Genomic DNA, 19,484 nt, shown 5'->3' with positions numbered 1-19,484 from the left:
GGACCGTTATGCGCGGCCGAGTTGGGACAGGACCTGTTTCGGGCGGTTGGTGATGATTGCCTCCACGCCGAGGCTTACGCACAGGTCCACGTCCTCGGGTTCGTTCACCGTCCAGACGTGCACGCGGTGCCCCGCGCGGTGCAGCCGCTCGATGTACGCGGGGTGGTTGCGCACGATCCGCATGCCGGGCCCCGCGATCCCGGCCCCGGCCGGCAGCCTTCCGTCACGCAGCCGCGGCGAGAGGAACTGCATCAGGTAGACCGTCGGGATGTCGGGCGCCGCCGCGGCCACCCGGTGCAGGGAGCGCGCGGAGAAGCTCATGATGCGCACCGGGGAGGTTTCACCGGCCGGCGGCGGCTCAGTGAGGCCGAACCTCTTGAGGAGGTGAAGCAGGCGCTCCTCGACCTGGCCGGCCCAGCGGGTGGGGTGCTTGGTCTCGATGGCGAGCTCGACCCGGCGCCCGGCGTCCGCGACGAGTTCGAGCAGCCGCTCCAGGGTCAGTACGGAGGTGAACTCGCGGTCCCCCCAGTCCGGGCTCTCCTCGCTGTCCTTCCAGGAGCCGAAGTCGAGCGCCGCGAGCTCGGAGAGCTCCAGGGTGGACACGGCGCCGCGTCCGTTGGAGGTGCGGTTCACGCGCCGGTCGTGGACGCAGACGAGCTGTCCGTCGGCGGTCAGGCGGACATCGCATTCCAGGGCGTCGGCCCCGTCCTCGATCGCCTTCACATACGCGGCGAGCGTGTGCTCGGGGGCGTCCTCGGAGGCTCCTCGATGGGCCACCACCTGGACGGGGGCGCGGTTGGGGCTGTGCGGGCTGTGCTGCCGTGCTTGGGTCACCGCGTCATCGTGCCACCGCTGGGTCACAGGTTCGCGCGCGAATACACAGCTCCTGCTTACAGTGGCCTGACGTGCGGTGGGAAAAGCTGAGCGGAGGCATCCGCACAGTGCGGGGTCGGATGTCCGACCCCGGGCGCACCATGGATGTCGCCGAGCCCCACGCCGGTGCCCGGCGGCGACGCCGAGCACCGCCCGCACCGAGAACGCCAAGCCCGCCGTACCGTCCCCAAGACCCAGTGGAAACCGAGGAGAGCAAGCTGTGAGCACCGAGAACGAGGGCACCGCGGTCCCGGCCGTCCCGCCTGCCCCGTCGTCTGCACCTGCTGCACCTCCCGCGCCCCCCGCCGCACCCGCTGCTTCGGACGCCGCGCCCGCCGCCCCCGGCGAGGCGGACAAGACCCTGGTCCACGGGGCCGTGCCGCACGCCGAAGGGCCGCACGCCGGAGGAGCGCACGCCGAAGGGGCGACCCCGTACCCCGGCCACGACCCGGCCACCGAGCCGATGCCCGCCACCCCGGGCGCCCCGGCCCAGCCGGCGTACGCGGCGCACGAGTCGGCGCCCCCGAGGAGCGACGGCGCGGGCTGGCCGCCGCCCCCGCCCGTGCTCCCCTCCTACGGAGGCGGCGGCGCGGGTCATGGCGGCGACCCCTGGGGTGCCCCGCAGCAGCCGGCGCCGCGCAAGCGCGCGGGCGGTCTGATCGCCGCGGTGGTCGCGGCCGCCCTGGTGGCCGGCGGCATCGGCGGCGCCATCGGCTACTTCGCCGCGGACCGGGACGACCACGGCTCGGGCTCCACCACCGTCGCCTCCTCCGACACCCCCAAGGACTTCAAGCGCGACCCGGGCACGGTCGCGGGCGTCGCCGCCGGCTCGCTGCCCAGCGTGGTGACGATCGAGGCCCAGGGCAACGACGGCGAGGGCGGCACGGGCACCGGCTTCATCTACGACAAGGAAGGCCACATCCTCACGAACAACCACGTGGTGGCCTCAGCGGCGAGCGGCGGCGGCAAGCTGACCGCGACGTTCTCCAACGGCAAGAAGTACGACGCCGAAGTGGTGGGCCGCGCCCAGGGCTACGACGTGGCGGTCGTCAAGCTGAAGAACGCCCCGGACAACCTGAAGCCGCTGTCCCTCGGCGACTCCGACAAGGTGGCGGTCGGCGACTCGACCATCGCGATCGGCGCGCCCTTCGGCCTCTCCAACACCGTCACCACCGGCATCATCAGCGCCAAGAACCGCCCGGTGGCCTCCAGCGACGGCCAGAACTCCAAGGCCTCGTACATGAGCGCCCTGCAGACCGACGCCTCCATCAACCCGGGCAACTCCGGTGGCCCGCTGATCAATTCGGCCGGCGCGGTGATCGGCATCAACTCGGCGATCCAGTCGGCGGGCACCGGCGGCATGGGCCAGTCCCAGGCGGGCTCGATCGGCCTCGGCTTCGCCATCCCGATCAACCAGGCCAAGAACGTCGCGGAGCAGCTCATCAAGACCGGCCAGCCGGTCTACCCGGTGATCGGCGCCTCGGTCGGCATCCAGCAGGGCAGCGGCGCCGCCCCGGGCGGCGGCACGGACGGCGCCCAGATCTCGCCGCAGGGCAACGGGAGCCAGCAGCCGATCACCGCGGGCGGCCCCGCGGACAAGGCCGGCCTGAAGCCGGGCGACGTGATCACCAAGTTCGGCGACATGCCCATCGACAGCGGCCCGACCCTGATCAGCGAGATCTGGACCCACAAGCCCGGCGACCAGGTCCCCCTCACCTACAAGCGCGACGGCAAGGAGACCACGGTCACGATCACCCTGGGCGAACGCAAGGGCGACAGCAACTGACCCGTTGCCGGTAGGCTGTAGCCGCTTCCGCCGCTGGTCGGCGGGGCGTGGGTGGGTTGCCCGAGCGGCCTAAGGGAACGGTCTTGAAAACCGTCGTGGCGCGAGTCACCGTGGGTTCAAATCCCACACCCACCGCCGCAGGTCAGTGAACTGGCTGATCAGAAGGGGCGTTCCGGATTCCGGGGCGCCCCTTTCGCGTGCCGTTCTGAGAGCGGCGTCGTGCGGGGCGGCAGTGATGTGCGGGGCCAGAGCATCGTGCGGGGCCAGAGCATCGTGCGGGGCCAAGGCGTCGTGCGGGGCCAGAGCGTCGTGCGGGCCCGCAGCGCCCTGCCGGGCCGGGCCTGGGTACTCCTTACCGCGCCGTGCTCATCCGTGCCGCCGAGGCGATCGTCGCGAGGGCCTCGCGTTCGGTGAGGCCGGTGTGGATCGCGGCGGACGTGAGCGCCGCGGTCAGTTCCTCGCCGATGCCGTTCTCGTACGCGCGGCAGGCCGCCCAGAACAGCCGGGTGTTGCGCTGGCCCTCATGGGCGGCCAGTACGAACTGGATCAGGCCCCGGCCCTGGTGATCCCCGTGCCGCTGCGGGTGGTGAGGGCGCGGCGCGGGCGGCGTGAGCAGGTCGAGGAGCGTGCGTGGGCAGGGGGCCGGGCCGAGGTGGGCGGTGCCCGGCGCGAGCCGGTAGACGCCCCGGCCGCTCAGCGAACCGGGGCCGACCAGATAGCCGCCCGCGCCCCGGATGTCGATGCCGGGGGCCAGCCGGCTCGCGGAGTTCGGCACGACCGTGCCCGGCGGGCCGGTCAGCCAGATGTGGCGGCCCCCGCTCGGAGTGATCACGACCACGGTCTCGGGGATGGTGAACAGGTGGCGCAGCGCGAGGTGTTGGAGCGCCGCCGTGGCGTCGGCCTCCGGCGGTTTGGTGTCGAGGTCGATCCCTATGAGGTGGTGCGGCGGCCGGCCGCAGGCGATGCCGTAGCCGGTGGCCCAGGGTGCGGCCGCGAACAGCGCGCGCACCGCGGCCGGATCGGTGGTGGCGTCGTGCACCCCGTGCCCCGGGAGCCCGCACTCGCCCCGGCACAGCGCCGACTGCGGCTCGTCCCGGTGCGGGGAGGGCAGCGCCGGAAGCTTCGTGCGGGACAGCGGGATGACGGGCAGGCCGCGCTCGGCGGCGGACAGGGCGTGGGCGAGGGCCAGGGTGGCGGCCTGCCGGTCGATGGTGGCCATGGCTCCATGTTCGTACGAATGTTCGAGAAAGGGAATCCCTTTCAGGGGTGACCAACGCGCCCCGGCGCGGTCCGCAGCCGGTTCCCGCCCAGGCGCGCAGGCGGGCCCGCGCCCGTTCCGGACCGTTCCCCGCCCCTCATCGACCCCATCTGCGCCGGGCGACAGGCAGGTGACGGCCGGATGGCGCCCCGATGCCGTCTTGGTGTCCCCCATGTGGGCAGCGGATGGCGGCCAAGGTTGGCCGAATCCCGAGACGAAACGGTTCTTCCCTTGGGAAGGCGCGGTTCCGCGGCGGAAATTCAACCCTGGCCGGCGGTTTGGGGGCGCATTGAGGGTTTATCGACATGTCCTCACGCTTGCGGGCGAAAGGTTCCTCAATGACTGGTTCGCCGGGGATTCGGTGGGCAACTCTGATCTCGCGACGTCGTCACAGCGTCCGGGGCGGTCGGCCAACTGCCTTGGAACAGGCCGTACTTGCTTCACGCAGGTACGAACTGGAACGAGCCGAACTACCCGCACTTCTGGTTCCTGGAGGAATTGACATGGCAAACATCCGTACCGCCCGCGTCCTGGCCGTCGTTGCCGCGCTGCCCCTGGCCGCCGCCCTCTTCTCGGGTGTGGCCACCGCCGACAACGGCTCCATCGCGGGCCACGGATCGAACGCCGCGGTGGCGACCGTCAGCGGCAGCGGGGTCGGCCACGACAACCGTGGGAACTCGTCGACCACCCAGCAGCAGGCCGTCGGATCCGGCGCCACCAACCAGAGCAACACCGCCCAGGTGAACGGGTCCGCCTTCACGTCGATCAACCAGGGCAACGGAAACGTCGCCGTGAACTTCTCGCGCCTGTGGTGACGCGTCTCCCCTGTGGAAGGGGCCGGTCCTTAGGGTGATCGGCGGCCCGGGTGACAGCGCTTCGGCGCGGTCGCCCGGGCCGTTTCGCGTGCGGAGCCGGGCCCCCGCCGCCCGGGGCATTGACAGCGAGGCCGTATCTGACGGACAGTCAGAAACCTGATCGGCGGACCCGGGACGTGGGACGCGCCCGGGCCCGCCGATGTGTCCGTACGCCTGCGTCCATACGCAGGTGTCCGTACGCACGTGCCCGCCCGCGCACGTGCCCGTACGCACGGAAGGCCGCCGTCGTGCACCTCGCCCCGACCGAGCGCCAGCAGCGGCTGCGCGCCGAACTGCGCACGTACTTCGCCGACTTGATGCCCGATGGCCCGCCGCTCGTCACGGACCCCGGCGGGCAGCGGGCGCTGCTGCGCCGGATCGGCGCCGACGGGCTGCTCGGGCTCGGCTGGCCCGTCGAGTACGGCGGCCGGGGGCGCGGCCCCGACGAGCAGTTCGTCTTCTTCGACGAGGCCTACCGGGCGGGCGCACCCGTCTCGATGGTCACCCTGAACACGGTCGGCCCGACCCTGATGAAGTACGGCAGCGCCGAGCAGAAGGCGTACTTCCTGCCCAGGATCCTCAGCGGCGACCTCGTCTTCGCGATCGGCTACAGCGAGCCGGAGGCCGGCACCGATCTCGCCTCGCTGCGCACCAGGGCCGTACGGGACGGGGATTCCTGGGCGGTCGACGGGCAGAAGGTCTTCACCTCCAACGCCCAGAACGCCGACTGGATCTGGCTCGCCTGCCGCACCGACACCAACGCGCCCAAACACAAGGGCATTTCGATCATCCTGGTCCCCACCGAGGCACCCGGATTCTCCTGGACCCCGATCGAGACGGTCGGCGGCCTGACCACCACGGCGACGTACTACGACGGCATCCGGGTGCCGCTGGGAAACCTGGTCGGCGAGGAGAACGCGGGCTGGGGCCTGATCACCAACCAGCTCAATCACGAGCGGGTCGCACTCGCCGCGATCGGCATGCAGGCCGAGGACTTCTACGAGGCCGCTCTCTCGTATGCGTGTACGCCCGATCCGGTGAGTTCCGAGCGCCCGGTTGACCACGAATGGGTGAAGGCCAAGCTGGCCGCCACACATGCCCGACTGGCGGTGAACCGCCTGCTCAGCTGGCGTTTGGTAGGCGATGTGGGGGCCGGAAATCTCGCGCCGGGGGACGCCAGCGGCGTGAAGTTCGCGGGAACGGAGTCCGCGGTCGAAACGTATCGAATGTGTCAGGAGATCGTGGGGGACGCGGGCCTGATCCGGGGCGGTTCGCCCGGCGCCCTCGGGGACGGGGAGCTGGAGCGGATGAACCGGGCGGCGCAGATCAATACGTTCGGGGGCGGGGTGAGCGAGGTGCAGCGGGAGATCGTCGCGACGATGCGGCTCGGGATGAAGCGGGGGAAGAGGTGAGTGGGGTGGAGGGGTCCAACGAGCGTGACTTCCTGGCCCGGTTGAAGAAGTTCGAGGGGCAGCCGGCGGCGACCGCGGGGGTCGGCAAGGACCTCGTGAACGAGGCGATGATCAGGCACTGGTGCGAGGCGATGGGCGACACCCACCCCGCGTACACGGGGCCGGCCGCGACAGCGCCGCCGACGATGCTCCAGGCGTGGACGATGGGCGGCCTGTCCGGCCACGGCGACGGTACGGGCCGCACGTCCGGCTACGACGAGCTCTTCGAGCTGCTCGACGGCACCGGGTTCACCTCGGTGGTGGCGACGGACTGCGAGCAGGAGTACGTCCGTGATCTGCGGCCGGGCGATCGCGTGACCTATGACGCGGTGATCGAGACGGTGTCGGAGCGCAAGACCACCAAGCTGGGGACCGGACACTTCGTCACCACGCGGATGGACGTCCGGGCGAACGACGAGCTCGCCGGAACGCATCGCTTCCGCATCCTCAAGTACGCCCCCGCGCAAGGCGGTTCGGCTCGCGCTACCACGCGTCCGGCGCAGGGGGAGCGGGCCGCCGCTGGGCCGGAGCCGGCGGCTGCCCGGGCGCGGCGCCCCCGGCCCGTCGTCAACCGGGACAACGCCGGGTTCTGGGCCGGAGTCGCCGAGCACCGGCTCCTCGTCCAGCGCTGCGGCGACTGCGCGGAGCTGCGTTTCCCCTGGCTGCCGGGGTGCCATGCCTGCGGTTCGGCGCGGTGGGACGCCGTCGAGGCGAGCGGCCGGGGCACCGTCTACTCCTACGTCGTGATGCACCACCCGCCCTTCCCCGCCTTCGATCCGCCGTATGCGGTGGGCCTGATCGAGCTCGCGGAGGGCGTGCGGATCGTCAGCAACGTGGTCGGAGCGGCGCCGGACGAGGTGCGCATAGGAATGCCGGTACGGCTCGAATTCCTCCGCGTGGACGACGAGTTGGAGCTTCCCGTGTTCCGGGCGGAGGCGGCCTGATGGACTTCACGCCCACCGAGGAGCAGTCGGCCGCCTCGGAGCTCGCCGCGCGGATCTTCGGCGACCTCTCGACACACGAGCGGCTCGCGGCGGCCGGTACGGGGGCGGATGCCGAGCTGTGGAAGGCGCTGTGCGGGGCCGGGCTCGTGGCGGCCGTCGAGGAGGTCGGTCTGCTCGGCCTGGTCCTCGCCCTGGAGGAGCAGGGCAGAACCACGGCCCAGGTTCCCTTCGCCGCGAGCTGCGTCTACGGGGTCCTCGCGCTCACCGCGCACGGCACGGCCGAGCAACGGGACCGGTTGCTTCCGGCCCTGCGGGACGGCGGCGCCGTGGTGACCGGCGCGTTTCCGGCCCGCCCGGGCCGCGTACGGGCAACGGGCGAGGGCGAGTTGAGCGGTGTCGTACCGCTCGTGCCGTGGCTGCGGGACGCGACGCATGTGCTGGTTCCGGACGCGGAACACGCCCTGTGGCTGGTGCGGGTCGCCGACGCGGGGGCCGAGCCGGTGGAGACGACCGCGCCCTGGTCGGCCGGCCGGCTCACGCTCGACCGCGCCCCGGCCGAGCGGGTCGGCGGCGCGGAGGCGTACGCGGACGTGCTGGCCACCGCCCGCACGGCGTTCGCCGGGCTCCAGGCCGGGGTGTGCGCGGGCTCGCTGGCCCGGGCGGTACGGCACACCACGACCCGGGAGCAGTTCGGGCGGCCGCTCTCCACCAACCAGGGCGTGCTGCTGCGGGCGGCCGACGCGCACATGGACACCGAGGCGATACGGGTCACCTCCTACGAGGCGGCCTGGCGGCGGGACGAGGGGCTGCCGTACGGGACGCACGCCCTGACGGCGGCCTGGTGGGCGTCCGAGGCGGGCACCAGGGTCGTGCACGCGGGCCAGCATCTGCACGGCGGCCTCGGCGCCGACGTGGAGCACCCCGTCCACCGCCACTTCCTCTGGGGCCGGCAGCTGGACGCGTATCTGGGCGGTGGTGCCGAACTCCTGGCAGAACTGGGTGAGTTGATCGTGGCCGAGCGAGAAGAGGGGGTGGGGGCGTGAAGGCCGGAGACGAGCTGGCGCCGTTGGAGATCCCGATCACGCGCACGCTGATCGTGGCCGGGGCGGTGGCATCCCGCGACTACCAGGACGTGCACCACGACGCGGTGCTCGCGCGGGAGAAGGGCTCGCCGGACATCTTCATGAACATCCTGACCACGAACGGTCTGGTCGGGCGGTACATCACGGACCACTTCGGTCCCGAGGCCCGGCTGAGGTCGGTGAGGATACGGCTGGGGGCACCCAACTACCCGGGCGACACCATGACGTTGACCGGCACGGTGACAGCGGTGGACGGGGAGGTCGCCGAGATACGGGTGACCGGGGCGAACGGGCTCGGCCACCACGTGACGGGCACGGTTCGGGTGGCCGTGCCGCAGCCGGCCGAGCCCGCCGAGCCGGCTGACCCCGCCGAGCCGTCCAAGGCCTCCGGCTCCTCCGGCTCCTCCGGCGTCGCCGAGGCTTCCGACGCCCCCGGGGTGGTGTCATGAGCGTGCGCGGAGTGGACTCGCTCGGTGGGCGGGCGGCGGTCGTCGGGATCGGGGCGACCGAGTTCTCCAAGGACTCGGGGCGCAGCGAGCTGAAGCTGGCGGTCGAGGCGGTGCACGCGGCGCTCGACGACGCGGGCCTCGCGCCCTCGGACGTGGACGGTCTGGTCACGTTCACGATGGACACCAACCCGGAGATCACGGTCGCGCAGGCGGCCGGCATGGGCGAGCTGTCGTTCTTCTCGCGCGTCCACTACGGGGGCGGAGCGGCCTGCGCCACCGTGCAGCAGGCCGCCCTCGCGGTCGCCACCGGGGTGGCGGAAGTGGTCGTCTGCTACCGGGCGTTCAACGAGCGCTCCGGGCGCCGGTTCGGCTCCGGGGTGCAACACCGCGAGCCGTCGGCGGAGGGGGCGGCGCTCGGCTGGTCGCTGCCGTTCGGGCTGCTCACCCCCGCGTCCTGGGTCGCCATGGCCGCCCAGCGCTATCTGCACACGTACAACCTGACACCCGAGGCGTTCGGCCATGTCGCCGTCACCGACCGCCGCCACGCCGCGACCAATCCGGCGGCCTACTTCCACGGCAAGCCGATCACCCTGGCCGACCATGCCGCGTCGCGGTGGATAGTCGAGCCGCTGCGGCTCCTGGACTGCTGCCAGGAGACCGACGGCGGCCAGGCGCTCGTGGTCACCACCGCCGAGCGGGCCAGGGACCTGCGGCAGCGCCCGGCCGTGATCACCGCGGCGGCGCAGGGCGCGGGGCGCAGACAGGAGGCGATGACCAGCTTCTACCGGGACGGGCTGGAAGGCCTCCCCGAGATGGGGGTCGTCGCACGACAGCTGTGGCGGACGTCCGGCCTCGGCCCCGCCGACATCGACGTGGCGATCCTGTACGACCACTTCACGCCATTCGTGCTGATGCAGTTGGAGGAGTTCGGCTTCTGCGGGCCCGGAGAGGCGGCCGACTTCGTGGCGGCGGACGCGCTGCCGCTGAACACTCACGGGGGCCAGTTGGGGGAGGCGTACCTGCACGGGATGAACGGCATAGCCGAGGCGGTCCGCCAGCTCCGGGGCACCTCGGTGAACCAGACGCCCGACGCCGCCCACGTCCTGGTCACGGCCGGAACGGGGGTGCCCACGTCGGGGCTCGTCCTGGGGCGGGACGGGGACGGCTGAGGGTGCGTCAGGGGAAGGCGCGTCAGCGGCGCGATCGCCGGGAGTCGCGGCGATCGGCTCCGCCGACTGGGCGCCCCTGACTGAAGGGCCATCAGCCGAGGCCGACCGCGCATGGGTTGGGCGGCCGTCCGGCGGTACGGCGCTGGGGCGGACGGCTGATCCTGCACCCGTACGGCCGAGGGGCCGGGCCGAGCGGTGGCCGGTCGGGGTGGGCGGCCGTTCACTCGGGCCATGCGCCGCCTCGAGCTGACCCGACGCCTCAAGCCGACCTGCCACCCCAAGCCCACCCGTCACCCCAAGCCCACCCGTCGCCTCATGCCGACCCGCCGCCCCGAACTGCCCCGCCGCCCCGAACCGTTCCGCAGCCTCAAGCGGGCTCTCGCCGCCTTCGCCACCGCCGTGCTCGCCCTCGTCACCCTCCTCGCCCCGCCCGCCGGCGCGGACGGGGGGTGGGACGAGCGGGAGGCGGTGTCCCAGGGGAACTTCCAGGGCACCGCCTTCGACACCTGCAACACGCCCTCGCTGGCCGCGATGCGGGCCTGGCGGGGCTCGTCGTCGTACCGGGGCGTCGGCGTCTACTACGCGGGGCGCGGCCGGCACTGTCTGAACCAGCCGAACCTGACCAAGAGCTGGGTGAGCCAGGTGCACCGGATGGGCTGGCAGGTCCTGCCGGTGTTCGTCGGCTCGCAGTCGCCGTGCGTGTACGCCGCGAACAAGAAGGGCGTGCGGATCGGCAACCAGCCCGCGAAGCAGGGCCGGTCCGAGGCCGGGGAGGCGGTGCAGCACGCCCGGGCCCTCGGGATCCTGGACGGCAGCGCGCTCTACCTCGACCTGGAGGCGTACAACGTGGGCAACGCCTCCTGCGCCAGGACCACGCTCGACTTCGTGCGAGCCTGGAACAAGGAAGTGCGGGCGCGCGGTTACGTGCCCGGGTTCTACAGCAGTGCCGATTCCGGGGTGCGGCAGATCGAGCAGGCCCGGGTCGCGGGGAAGAGCGACCTTCCGGCGGCGATCTGGTTCGCCCGCTGGCACACCGGCCCCGCCCTGTACCAGGAGGCCGCGCTGCACAAGGACGCCTGGCAGCACCGGCGCATCCACCAGTACGCGGGGGACGTCGCCGAGACGCACGGCGGATACCGTCTGTCGGTGGACCGCAACCAGGTCGACGCACCGGTCGCACGCATTGGCTGACCCGGAGCAGAGCCGGTCGCACGCATTGGCCGACCCGGGCCGGTGGCGGTCGACCGGGCGGGGGCTGAACCCTGAGGGCCGGGGATGCGTCTCCACCTTCAGGAGGTGTGGCCACCCCTACCCCTACAACCTGAGGCGGACATCGCTTCGGGACCTGGGGCCGATCCCCGGGGGTCTCGGCGCTCATAGCGTGGAGACATGACAACGCCCGTCTGCACCAGCGCCTCCCGAGTGGCGACGCCCTATCACGCGTACTCGTCGTTCTCGTCGTACGTCCGCGCCAGGGGCCCCGTGCTGCTGCGCACCGCGCGCTCGCTGACCGCGAACGCGAGCGATGCGGAGGACCTGCTGCAGACGGCCCTGACCAAGACGTATGTCGCCTGGGACCGGATCGAGGACCACCGGGCGCTCGACGGCTATGTGCGCCGCGCGCTGCTCAACACCCGCACCTCGCAGTGGCGCAAGCGCAAGGTCGACGAGTTCGCCTGCGACGAGCTGCCCGAGCCCGAGATCGTGCCGGGTCCCGACCCGGCCGATCAGCAGGTGCTGCACGACGCGATGTGGCGGGCGGTCATGAAGCTCCCCGACCGCCAGCGCGCCATGGTCGTCCTCAGGTATTACGAGGACCTGAGCGAGGCCCAGACCGCCGAGGTGCTCGGCGTCTCGGTCGGCACGGTCAAGAGCGCGGTGTCGCGCGCGCTCGGCAAGCTCCGCGAGGACCCGGAGCTGGAGCCCATACGGTGACGGGCGGTGACCGCCGGGGCGACGGAAAGCGTTCCGGGTCCGCGTATCCGCAGGTAACTTCGCGGAACCACGGCTGAAACTACTCCCGGGTAGTGACATACCGCGCGGTACGTGAGCAGAATCGGCAGACCATTGTCGCCAGAGAGCGCACCGAGCGGCGCTCACCGGGAGGACGCCGTGCTGAGCACCATGCAGGACGTACCGCTGCTGATCTCGCGGATCCTGACCCACGGGTCGACGATCCACGGCAAGTCCCAGGTCACGACCTGGACCGGCGAGGCCGAGCCGCAGCGCCGCAGCTTCGCCGAGATCGGCGCCCGGGCCGCCCAGCTGGCCCACGCCCTGCGCGAGCTCGGCGTCGAGGACGGCCAGGCTACGGGCACCCTGATGTGGAACAACGCGGAGCACGTCGAGGCGTACCTCGCGATCCCGTCCATGGGCGCCGTGCTGCACACCCTCAACCTGCGCCTTCCGGCGGAGCAGTTGATCTGGATCGTCAATCACGCCGCCGACCGGGTGGTGATCGTCAACGGATCGCTGCTGCCGCTGCTCGCCCCGCTGCTCCCCCATCTGCCGACGCTCGAACACCTCGTCGTGTCCGGCCCCGGCGACCGGACCGTGCTCGAGGACATCGACGGCGCGGGCCCGCAGGTGCACGAGTACGAGGAGCTCCTCGCCGGGCGGCCGACCACGTACGACTGGCCGCGGCTCGACGAACGCAACGCCGCCGCCATGTGTTACACCTCCGGCACCACGGGCGACCCCAAGGGCGTCGTCTACTCCCACCGTTCGATCTATCTGCACTCCATGCAGGTCAACATGGCCGAGTCGATGGGGCTCACCGACCAGGACACGACGCTGGTCGTGGTGCCGCAGTTCCATGTGAACGCCTGGGGCCTGCCGCACGCCACCTTCATGGCCGGCGTCAGCATGCTGATGCCCGACCGCTTCCTGCAGCCCGCGCCGCTCGCCGACATGATCGAGCGCGAGAAGCCGACGCACGCGGCGGCCGTCCCCACCATCTGGCAGGGCCTGCTCGCGGAGGTCACCGCCCGCCCCCGCGACCTCACGTCGATGCGCAGGGTCACGATCGGCGGCGCGGCCTGCCCGCCCTCGCTGATGGAGGCGTACGACAAGCTCGGTGTGCGGCTCTGCCACGCCTGGGGCATGACGGAGACGTCACCCCTTGGCACCATGTCCAATCCGCCCGCCGGGCTCACCGCCGAGGAGGAGTGGCCGTACCGCATCACCCAGGGCCGCTTCCCCGCCGGGGTCGAGGCGCGGCTCGCGGGCCCGGGCGGCGCGTTCCTGCCCTGGGACGGGCAGTCGGCGGGCGAGCTGGAGGTGCGGGGCCCGTGGATCGCGGGCGCGTACTTCGGCGGCGCGGGTGGCGACGACTTCCGCCCGGCGGACAAGTTCAGCCCGGACGGCTGGCTGCGCACCGGTGACGTCGGCGTCATCAGCCCGGACGGCTATCTGACGCTGACCGACCGCGCCAAGGACGTCATCAAGTCCGGCGGCGAGTGGATCTCCAGTCAGGAGCTGGAGAACGCGTTGATGGCGCACCCCGAGGTCGTCGAGGCGGCCGTCGTCGCCGTCCCGGACGACAAGTGGGGCGAACGCCCGCTCGCGACCGTGGTGTTGAAGCCGGGTGCCACCGCCGACTACGCCGCCCTGAAGGCCTTCCTCGCCGAGAAGATCGCCAAGTGGCAGCTCCCGGAGCGCTGGGCGCTGATCGAGGCGGTGCCGAAGACGAGCGTCGGCAAGTTCGACAAGAAGGTCATCCGCAGGCAGTACGCGGACGGCGAGCTGGAGGTGACGGAACTGCGCTAGCCCCGGCGTCGGCCGAAGCCCCGGCCGGTCCCCGGGCCCGACTGCCGGGTCCCCGGGCCCGACTTCCGGGTCCGGCCCCCGGCCCCCGCTAGCCGTGCAGCCAGCGGCGCAGCAGGCGGCTCATGTTCGGCATGGCCACGTACGTCATGAGCATGCTGAACAGGACCGTGAACACGGCCGTCCGCGGCACCAGCGGGAGGCCGGCCACATAAGGGCCGAGCGCCGCGTTGCCCACGAGCGAGATCGGGAAGATGGCGAGGCCCGAGCTGATCGCCATCTTCCAGCGGGGCGGCGCGGACCGGGTCTCGCCGGGCTTGGCGAACCAGGTCTCCATGCCGGTCAGTTCGCGCCGGGCGATCTCGGTGTGGTGATGGCCCGTGCAGTTCGCGAAGAAGAGGGCGCGCTCGGCGGAGCCCTGCCAGCGATCCAGGGCGGCGGAGTCGCGGAAGCGGTGGACCAGGAACCAGGGCGCCCCGGGCGCCGACGGCCGGAAGAACCCGTGCCCGAGGTGCCCGGGGAAGGCGGCCGCGGCGGCCAGGATGTCCCGCGCCCACCCCTCGAACGACTCCTCGTACCCCTCCTCGACCTGCCGGGCGATCAACAGGGTCACCTCGCCGTTGTCGGCGGGGACGGTGGCGTGTTCCTGACGTATGGCGGAGCTCGTGGGGGCCACGGGCCTCTCCTCGCGGTTCGTACGGTGTCGCGCGCCGCGTCAGCCTACGCACGCGGTCGGCGCGCGCCGTCACCACGTCGGCCGGCACCGCCACTGGGCTGCCCGCGTCGACACCCGCGTCGCGGGCGGCGTCACCGCATCGCGCGAGTCGTCACCGGGTGATGCGACCCTCGCCCTCCCCGGGAGGCTCCCGGCTCCCTCGACTTCCGGTACCCGCCGAGGGCCCCGGGCTCCCCCAACTGCCCGCAGGAATCTCCTAGTTGGTGCCGATCTTGGCCAGCAGGTCCACAATGCGGCCCTGTACCTCGCCGCTGGTGGACCGTTCCGCCAGGAACAGGACCGTCTCGCCGGACGTGAGCTTCGGGAGCTCCGCCTGGTTGATGCCGGCCGAGGTGTAGACGACCAGCGGGGTGTGGTTCAACTGCCCGTTGGCGCGCAGCCAGTCGACGATTCCGGCGCGTCGGCGGCGTACCTGCATGAGGTCCATCACGACCAGGTTCGGCCGCATCTGGGCGGCCAGGGTGACCGCCTCGGAGTCGGTGGCGGCGCGGGCGACCTGCATGCCGCGCCGCTCCAGGGTCGCGGTGAGGGCGAGCGCGATCTCCTCGTGCTCCTCGATCAGGAGCACCCGGGACGGGTGCTGCTCGCTGTCGCGCGGCGCGAGCGCCTTGAGCAGTACGGCCGGGTCGGCGCCGTACGCCGCCTCCCGCGTGGCCTGCCCGAGCCCCGCCGTGACCAGCACGGGAACCTCGGCCGCGACCGCCGCCTGGCGCAGCGACTGGAGCGCGGTACGGGTGATCGGGCCGGTCAGCGGGTCGACGAACAGCGCGGCGGGGAACGCGGCGATCTGCGCGTCGACCTCCTCGCGGGAGTGCACGACCACGGGCCGGTAGCCGCGTTCGCTCAACGCCTGCTGGGTGGAGACGTCGGGCGCGGGCCACACGAGGAGACGGCGCGGGTTGTCGAGCGGCTCGGGCGGCAGCTCGTCGTCGACCGGCTGCGGCTGCGGCCGGTTGGCCACCTCCACGGCGCCGCCGGGCCCGTCCAGCGGCTCGGGTCCCTCGGCGCCCTCGTCGGGCGCGCCGATCGCATAGGCGCGGCCCTGGCCCTCCGAGGGGGGCGAAGGCAGCACCGGGTGCGGCCGGGCGGCCGGCTCGGCGGGCCGCTCCACGCCTTCCGGAGGCGTGCCGAGCTTGCGCCGCCGCCCGGAGCCGAGCGAACCGCCGGTGGCCTGGGCCACCTGGGCCTGCGTCTGGCTGAGCGGCACGCCCTGCCCGAGCGCCCGCACGCTGAACGCCCGGCCCTGGGTGTCACCGACGGCCGGGATCCCGCCGGGCGGCGTCTCGGCGGGCAGCGGCTGCCGGGCGGGCTTGGGGGCGGCCTGGCCCTGGCTCTGGTTGGGGGGCGGTACGAGACCGGGGCCGCCCGGCCTCGGCACCGCGCGGGCCGCCCACTCGGGCTGCTCGGCGGGGTGTGCCTTGGGCGGGGTGTGATCGGCCAGGGGGTCGCTGGGGGCGGGGTTGCCCCGGGCCTGACCGTTCGCCGGGCCGGTTGCCGGACCGTTCGCCGGGCCGGTTGCCGGGCCGGTGGTCGGGACGTTCGCCGGGCCGGGCACGCTCGGGTTGATGGGCCCGGGGTCGGCGGGGTTGGGGATGGGGTTGGCGCCCGTGGGGCCGCCTGCGGCAAGGGAGTTGGGGGCTACGGGGTTGCTACTCGGAGGGCCGGAAGGGGCGGCCTCGGTGGGGCCGACGCCCACGGGGGCGGCGCCTGTGGTGCCCTCACCCATGGAGCCGGCACCCACGGGGGCTGTGCCTGTGACGCCCTCGCCCATGTGCTCGGCACCCATGGGCTTGGCACCCACAGGCCCGGCACCCATAGACCCGGCACTCGTATCGCCGGCACCCATGTGCCCCGCACCCATGGGCCGAGCACCCGTGGGCCCAACACCCATGTGGCCGACGCCCGTTGACCCGGCGTCCGTCGAATCCGCCGCCCCCATCGGAGCAGCCGCAGCCGCAGCCGCAGCGGCCGAACGGGCGGAGTGCCCGGAGTCGGGGCGGCCCGGAGCGGGTGCCTGGACGGCGCCCGGGGCCGGTGGCGCGGGATGCGGCGCGCGGTCGGCGTCGGCGGGCGGCAGCGCGAACGCGGTCCGCACCGAGCCCTCCTGGCCACTGGCGGCGCCGCCGGCGTTGCTCGCGGCCGGGGCCGAGCCCAGGGCGCGCCGCGCTCGGCGTCCGGTCGGCTCGGCGGTGTTCGCGGCCATGTTCGCGGCGGCGTTCGCGGCGGCGTTCTCGGCGGGAGCGGAGGTGGCCGGCGCATCGGCGCCCGCCGGCGCGGGCAGCGCCCGGCGGGCACGGCGCCCGGTCGCCTCCGTGGGGACGCCCTGCGGCGGCACGGTCTCGCCCAGCGCGGCCCGGCCCATGCCGGACGACTCGCGAGCGCTCTCCGCGCCGGTGACGACGGACCCGACAGACCCGCCGGGACCCACGGACCCGCCGGACCCCAGAGGCCCACCGGCCCCCTCCGCGGCGGCCTGCTCGGCAGGGCTGGGACGCCCACGGCGCCGCCCGGACCCGGAGGGCCCGCCCTCGGCGAACCCGCCGTCGGCGGCCTCGGCGCCCCCGGAGTTCTGCTGGGCCGGAATCCGGGCTCGATCACCGTCCGGGCCGGCCTCGGCCTCCCCGTCACCGGAGCCCGGACCAGCACCCGCACCAGCACCGGCGGCCGTCCCGGAAGCGGAACCCGACGCGGCCCCGGAAGCCGACCCCGACCCGGACCCGGACGGCGCGTCAACACGCGCTCTCCGGCGTCCTGTTGGGGACTTCTCCTCGTTGACCGGGCTCTCCAGGAACGCGTCCATCGACGCCCGCCGCCCGCGCCTGCGCCCGCCGCCGTCCTGCTGGGCGGGCAGCAGCGCCTCGTCGGGCTGCGGGGCCACGGGCGCCTCGACCGTTCCGGCCCCGGCGCCGAGCGGCACTTCGAGTACGTACGCCGAGCCGCTCATGCCCGGCACGGCGACGGTCTGCAGCACACCGCCGTGCGCCTTCACGATGCCGCGCACGATCGGCGCGTGGACGGGGTCGCCGCCCGCGTAGGGCCCGCGCACCTCGATGCGTACGACCTCACCGCGTACCGCCGCCGCGACGACGACGGTGGAGTCCATGTAGCCACCGGCGCCGACCGGCGCCTTGCCCGTGGCGTCCACCCCGGCGACGTCCGCGATGAGGTGTGCGAGGGCGGTGGCCAGGCGCGGCGCGTCGACCTCGGCCTCGATGGGCGGGGTGTGCACGGCGAACTGGGCGCGCCCGGGACCGATCAGCTCGACGGCGCCGTCGACACCGGCGCCGACGACCGAATCGACGAGCACCTTGGCCTTCTTGAGCTCCTCGCTGCCCGCGTCGAGCCGCTGGTAGCCGAGGACGTTGTCGACGAGCGTGGTGATGCGGGAGTACCCGGCGGCGAGGTGGTGCAGGACCTGGTTGGCCTCGGGCCACAGCTGGCCCGCGTCGTCGGCGGCGAGCGCGGAGAGCTCCTGGCGCAGCTCGTCGATCGGCCCGCGCAGCGAACCGGCGAGCACCGAGAGGAGCTGCTGGTGCCGGGCGGCGAGCGCGTCGTAGCGCTTGGTCTCGCGTTCCAGGACCTCGGCGTGCTTGGCGGCCTGCTCCTCGTAGGGGCGGCGGTCGGTGAACGTCATCACCGCGCCGACGAGCAGATCGCCGTCGCGCACCGGCGCGGTGGTCAGGTCGACCGGCACCTTGGCGCCGGACTTCGTCCAGATGACCTGCCCGCGCACCCGGTGCTTGCGCCCGGACTTGAGGGTGTCGGCGAGCGGGCTGCCCTCGTACGGGAACGGTTCGCCGTCCTCGCGCGAGTGCAGCACCAGCGGGTGCAGCTCGCGCCCGCCGAGGTCGCTGGCCCGGTAGCCGAGGATCTGCGCGGCCGCCGGGTTGACGAGGACGACCCGGCCGTCGGTGTCGGTGCCGACCACGCCCTCGGCCGCGGCGCGCAGGATCATCTCGGTCTGGCGCTGCGAACGGGCGAGCTCCGCCTCGGTGTCGACGGTGCCGGACAGGTCCCGCACGACGAGCATGAGGAGTTCGTCGCCCGAGTACGAGCCGGGTCCGCCGCCGCTTCCGTAGGAGGCGTACGCGTCCCGCCCGTCCTCCAGGTTGGCGCTGGTCACCTCGACCGGGAACTCGGTGCCGTCGGTGCGGCGCGCGACCATCCGGGTCGGCTTGGTGCGGCCCTGCTCGTCCTCGCTCTCGGGCCGGCGCATGGAGCCGGGGATGAGCTTGGAGTCGAAGGTGGGCAGCAGATCGAGAACTCCCCGCCCCACGAGCCCCGTACCGGGCGCCTCCAGCATCTCCAGCGCGACGGTGTTGGCGTTGACCACCGTGCCGTTGCAGTTGACGAGCAGGAGCCCGTCCGGAAGGGCGTCAAGTATGGCTGCGAGGCGAGCAGCGCCTCGGGATGGCCTGCTGCTCACGACGACGCTTCCTCCCTGAACCACTGCACCTTGCGGCCTGTCACTGGGAGGGAGTCTAAAGGCTGGGGATGTGCGAGCGACGGCGGATGAGGGGGAGCTCTCACCAAGGTTGTGTGACTACGCCGTATGAGTGAAGGGCGTACGGGGTGCCCTACCTGCCGCTCGGCAGCACCGGGACCAGGTTGTCCCACCGCGAGATTTCGCATCCGTTGGCACGGCTGTACGTCGCGTCGACGGGCCGCCCGGCCCAGCTGCCGGTGATGTGCGCGGTGGCGGAGCCGCCGAAGATGAACGTGCACATCTGGTCCTTGGGCACCGGCGCGAAGGGGTCCTTGCCCCAGGTCGTCACCGAGTCCAGCTTGTCGCAGGCCTGCTGTGCACGCGGGTGGCTGCCGGCCGCCGGGTGGCACTCCAGGGTGTACGTCCCCTCGACGCCCGGGGCGCCCTCGACGGTGACGGTGAGCCGGTCCTCGGTCTGCCCGCCGCCGAGCAGCGGCAGCGGAACGGGCAGGGGGCCGGCCAGGGCGGTGGGCGCGGCGGCGAGCGCGGTGAGGGAGGCGGCGGCGGTGACGGCGAAGCGACGCAGCATGAGTCTCGTGTCTCCAGGCGTTCGGACGAAGTGTTCGGCGGACTGATCGGCGGACTGTTCGGCGGACTTTCGGTCTCCCGGTGTCTTCCGAGGTCTAACGCG

15 protein-coding genes and 1 tRNA gene are annotated in these 19,484 nt (G+C 73.0%); 11 read left to right on the top strand and 5 right to left on the bottom strand.

What is annotated here, in order from left to right; genetic code table 11:
• Positions 1-6 precede the first annotated feature (6 nt).
• Entirely contained in the window at positions 7-834 is an 828-nt protein-coding gene (locus tag ACFYZA_RS20910; RefSeq protein ID WP_382582937.1) for a glycerophosphodiester phosphodiesterase, read from the bottom strand.
• 259 nt (positions 835-1,093) lie between these two features.
• Between ACFYZA_RS20910 and ACFYZA_RS20905 the strand changes: the two genes are divergently transcribed.
• Both ACFYZA_RS20905 and ACFYZA_RS20900 read left to right on the top strand, forming a co-directional pair.
• Positions 1,094-2,659 (top strand): S1C family serine protease, encoded by a 1,566-nt coding sequence (locus tag ACFYZA_RS20905; protein ID WP_388492081.1) that lies wholly within the window; start codon positions 1,094-1,096, stop codon positions 2,657-2,659.
• Positions 2,660-2,709: 50 nt separating this feature from the next.
• Positions 2,710-2,794: transfer RNA gene (locus ACFYZA_RS20900), tRNA-Ser, on the top strand.
• Positions 2,795-3,011: 217 nt separating this feature from the next.
• Here ACFYZA_RS20900 and ACFYZA_RS20895 read toward each other — a convergent pair.
• Positions 3,012-3,878, bottom strand: a complete 867-nt coding sequence (locus tag ACFYZA_RS20895; protein ID WP_388492080.1) for a bifunctional DNA primase/polymerase — start codon at positions 3,876-3,878, stop codon at positions 3,012-3,014.
• 542 nt (positions 3,879-4,420) lie between these two features.
• Between ACFYZA_RS20895 and ACFYZA_RS20890 the strand changes: the two genes are divergently transcribed.
• The 9 genes from ACFYZA_RS20890 to ACFYZA_RS20850 all read left to right on the top strand — a co-directional run bounded on the left by ACFYZA_RS20890 (position 4,421) and on the right by ACFYZA_RS20850 (position 13,634).
• A complete protein-coding gene (locus tag ACFYZA_RS20890) occupies positions 4,421-4,732 on the top strand; it encodes a hypothetical protein (protein WP_382582928.1) in 312 nt (103 codons plus the stop codon).
• Between the two features lie 287 nt (positions 4,733-5,019).
• Complete coding sequence (locus ACFYZA_RS20885) at positions 5,020-6,183, top strand: acyl-CoA dehydrogenase family protein (RefSeq protein WP_388492078.1); 1,164 nt, start codon at positions 5,020-5,022, stop codon at positions 6,181-6,183.
• 5 nt (positions 6,184-6,188) lie between these two features.
• Complete coding sequence (locus ACFYZA_RS20880; protein WP_388492077.1) at positions 6,189-7,166, top strand: bifunctional MaoC family dehydratase N-terminal/OB-fold nucleic acid binding domain-containing protein; 978 nt, start codon at positions 6,189-6,191, stop codon at positions 7,164-7,166.
• Positions 7,166-8,209: an acyl-CoA dehydrogenase family protein gene (locus ACFYZA_RS20875; RefSeq protein ID WP_388492076.1), complete on the top strand. Its 1,044-nt coding sequence runs from the start codon at positions 7,166-7,168 to the stop codon at positions 8,207-8,209. The genes ACFYZA_RS20880 and ACFYZA_RS20875 overlap by 1 nt, the downstream gene beginning before the upstream one ends.
• Positions 8,206-8,697 (top strand): MaoC family dehydratase, encoded by a 492-nt coding sequence (locus tag ACFYZA_RS20870; protein WP_388492074.1) that lies wholly within the window; start codon positions 8,206-8,208, stop codon positions 8,695-8,697. The genes ACFYZA_RS20875 and ACFYZA_RS20870 overlap by 4 nt, the downstream gene beginning before the upstream one ends.
• Complete coding sequence (locus ACFYZA_RS20865; RefSeq protein ID WP_388492073.1) at positions 8,694-9,866, top strand: lipid-transfer protein; 1,173 nt, start codon at positions 8,694-8,696, stop codon at positions 9,864-9,866. Before ACFYZA_RS20870 ends, ACFYZA_RS20865 begins: the two co-directional genes overlap by 4 nt.
• A gap of 231 nt (positions 9,867-10,097) precedes the next feature.
• Positions 10,098-11,057, top strand: a complete 960-nt coding sequence (locus ACFYZA_RS20860) for a DUF1906 domain-containing protein (protein WP_388492071.1) — start codon at positions 10,098-10,100, stop codon at positions 11,055-11,057.
• Between the two features lie 198 nt (positions 11,058-11,255).
• Positions 11,256-11,801, top strand: coding sequence for a SigE family RNA polymerase sigma factor (locus ACFYZA_RS20855; RefSeq protein ID WP_382582909.1), 546 nt, complete (start codon positions 11,256-11,258; stop codon positions 11,799-11,801).
• A gap of 177 nt (positions 11,802-11,978) precedes the next feature.
• Positions 11,979-13,634, top strand: a complete 1,656-nt coding sequence (locus ACFYZA_RS20850; protein ID WP_382582906.1) for a long-chain fatty acid--CoA ligase — start codon at positions 11,979-11,981, stop codon at positions 13,632-13,634.
• A gap of 88 nt (positions 13,635-13,722) precedes the next feature.
• Here the strand turns inward: ACFYZA_RS20850 and ACFYZA_RS20845 are convergent, their stop codons facing one another.
• The 3 genes from ACFYZA_RS20845 to ACFYZA_RS20835 form a co-directional block, all read right to left on the bottom strand.
• Complete coding sequence (locus ACFYZA_RS20845) at positions 13,723-14,307, bottom strand: antibiotic biosynthesis monooxygenase (protein WP_388492068.1); 585 nt, start codon at positions 14,305-14,307, stop codon at positions 13,723-13,725.
• A gap of 256 nt (positions 14,308-14,563) precedes the next feature.
• Entirely contained in the window at positions 14,564-18,793 is a 4,230-nt protein-coding gene (locus tag ACFYZA_RS20840) for a PAS domain-containing protein (protein ID WP_388492066.1), read from the bottom strand.
• A 151-nt stretch (positions 18,794-18,944) separates the two neighbouring features.
• Entirely contained in the window at positions 18,945-19,382 is a 438-nt protein-coding gene (locus ACFYZA_RS20835; protein WP_382582899.1) for an SSI family serine proteinase inhibitor, read from the bottom strand.
• Between the last annotated feature and the right edge of the window lie 102 nt (positions 19,383-19,484).

It is taken from the genome of Streptomyces sp. NPDC001828, from assembly GCF_042892175.1.
Taxonomy (GTDB): domain Bacteria; phylum Actinomycetota; class Actinomycetes; order Streptomycetales; family Streptomycetaceae; genus Streptomyces.
This window is presented reverse-complemented; position numbering and strand designations above follow the sequence as displayed.

What these genes read in the sequence shown, in the direction of transcription:
- ACFYZA_RS20860 (WP_388492071.1), top strand. Translation starts at nt 10,098, where the DNA reads ATGCGCCGCCTCGAGCTGACCCGACGCCTCAAGCCGACCTGCCACCCC.
- ACFYZA_RS20895 (WP_388492080.1), bottom strand. Translation starts at nt 3,878, where the DNA reads ATGGCCACCATCGACCGGCAGGCCGCCACCCTGGCCCTCGCCCACGCC.
- ACFYZA_RS20865 (WP_388492073.1), top strand. Translation starts at nt 8,694, where the DNA reads ATGAGCGTGCGCGGAGTGGACTCGCTCGGTGGGCGGGCGGCGGTCGTC.
- ACFYZA_RS20835 (WP_382582899.1), bottom strand. Translation starts at nt 19,382, where the DNA reads ATGCTGCGTCGCTTCGCCGTCACCGCCGCCGCCTCCCTCACCGCGCTC.
- ACFYZA_RS20855 (WP_382582909.1), top strand. Translation starts at nt 11,256, where the DNA reads ATGACAACGCCCGTCTGCACCAGCGCCTCCCGAGTGGCGACGCCCTAT.
- ACFYZA_RS20875 (WP_388492076.1), top strand. Translation starts at nt 7,166, where the DNA reads ATGGACTTCACGCCCACCGAGGAGCAGTCGGCCGCCTCGGAGCTCGCC.
- ACFYZA_RS20890 (WP_382582928.1), top strand. Translation starts at nt 4,421, where the DNA reads ATGGCAAACATCCGTACCGCCCGCGTCCTGGCCGTCGTTGCCGCGCTG.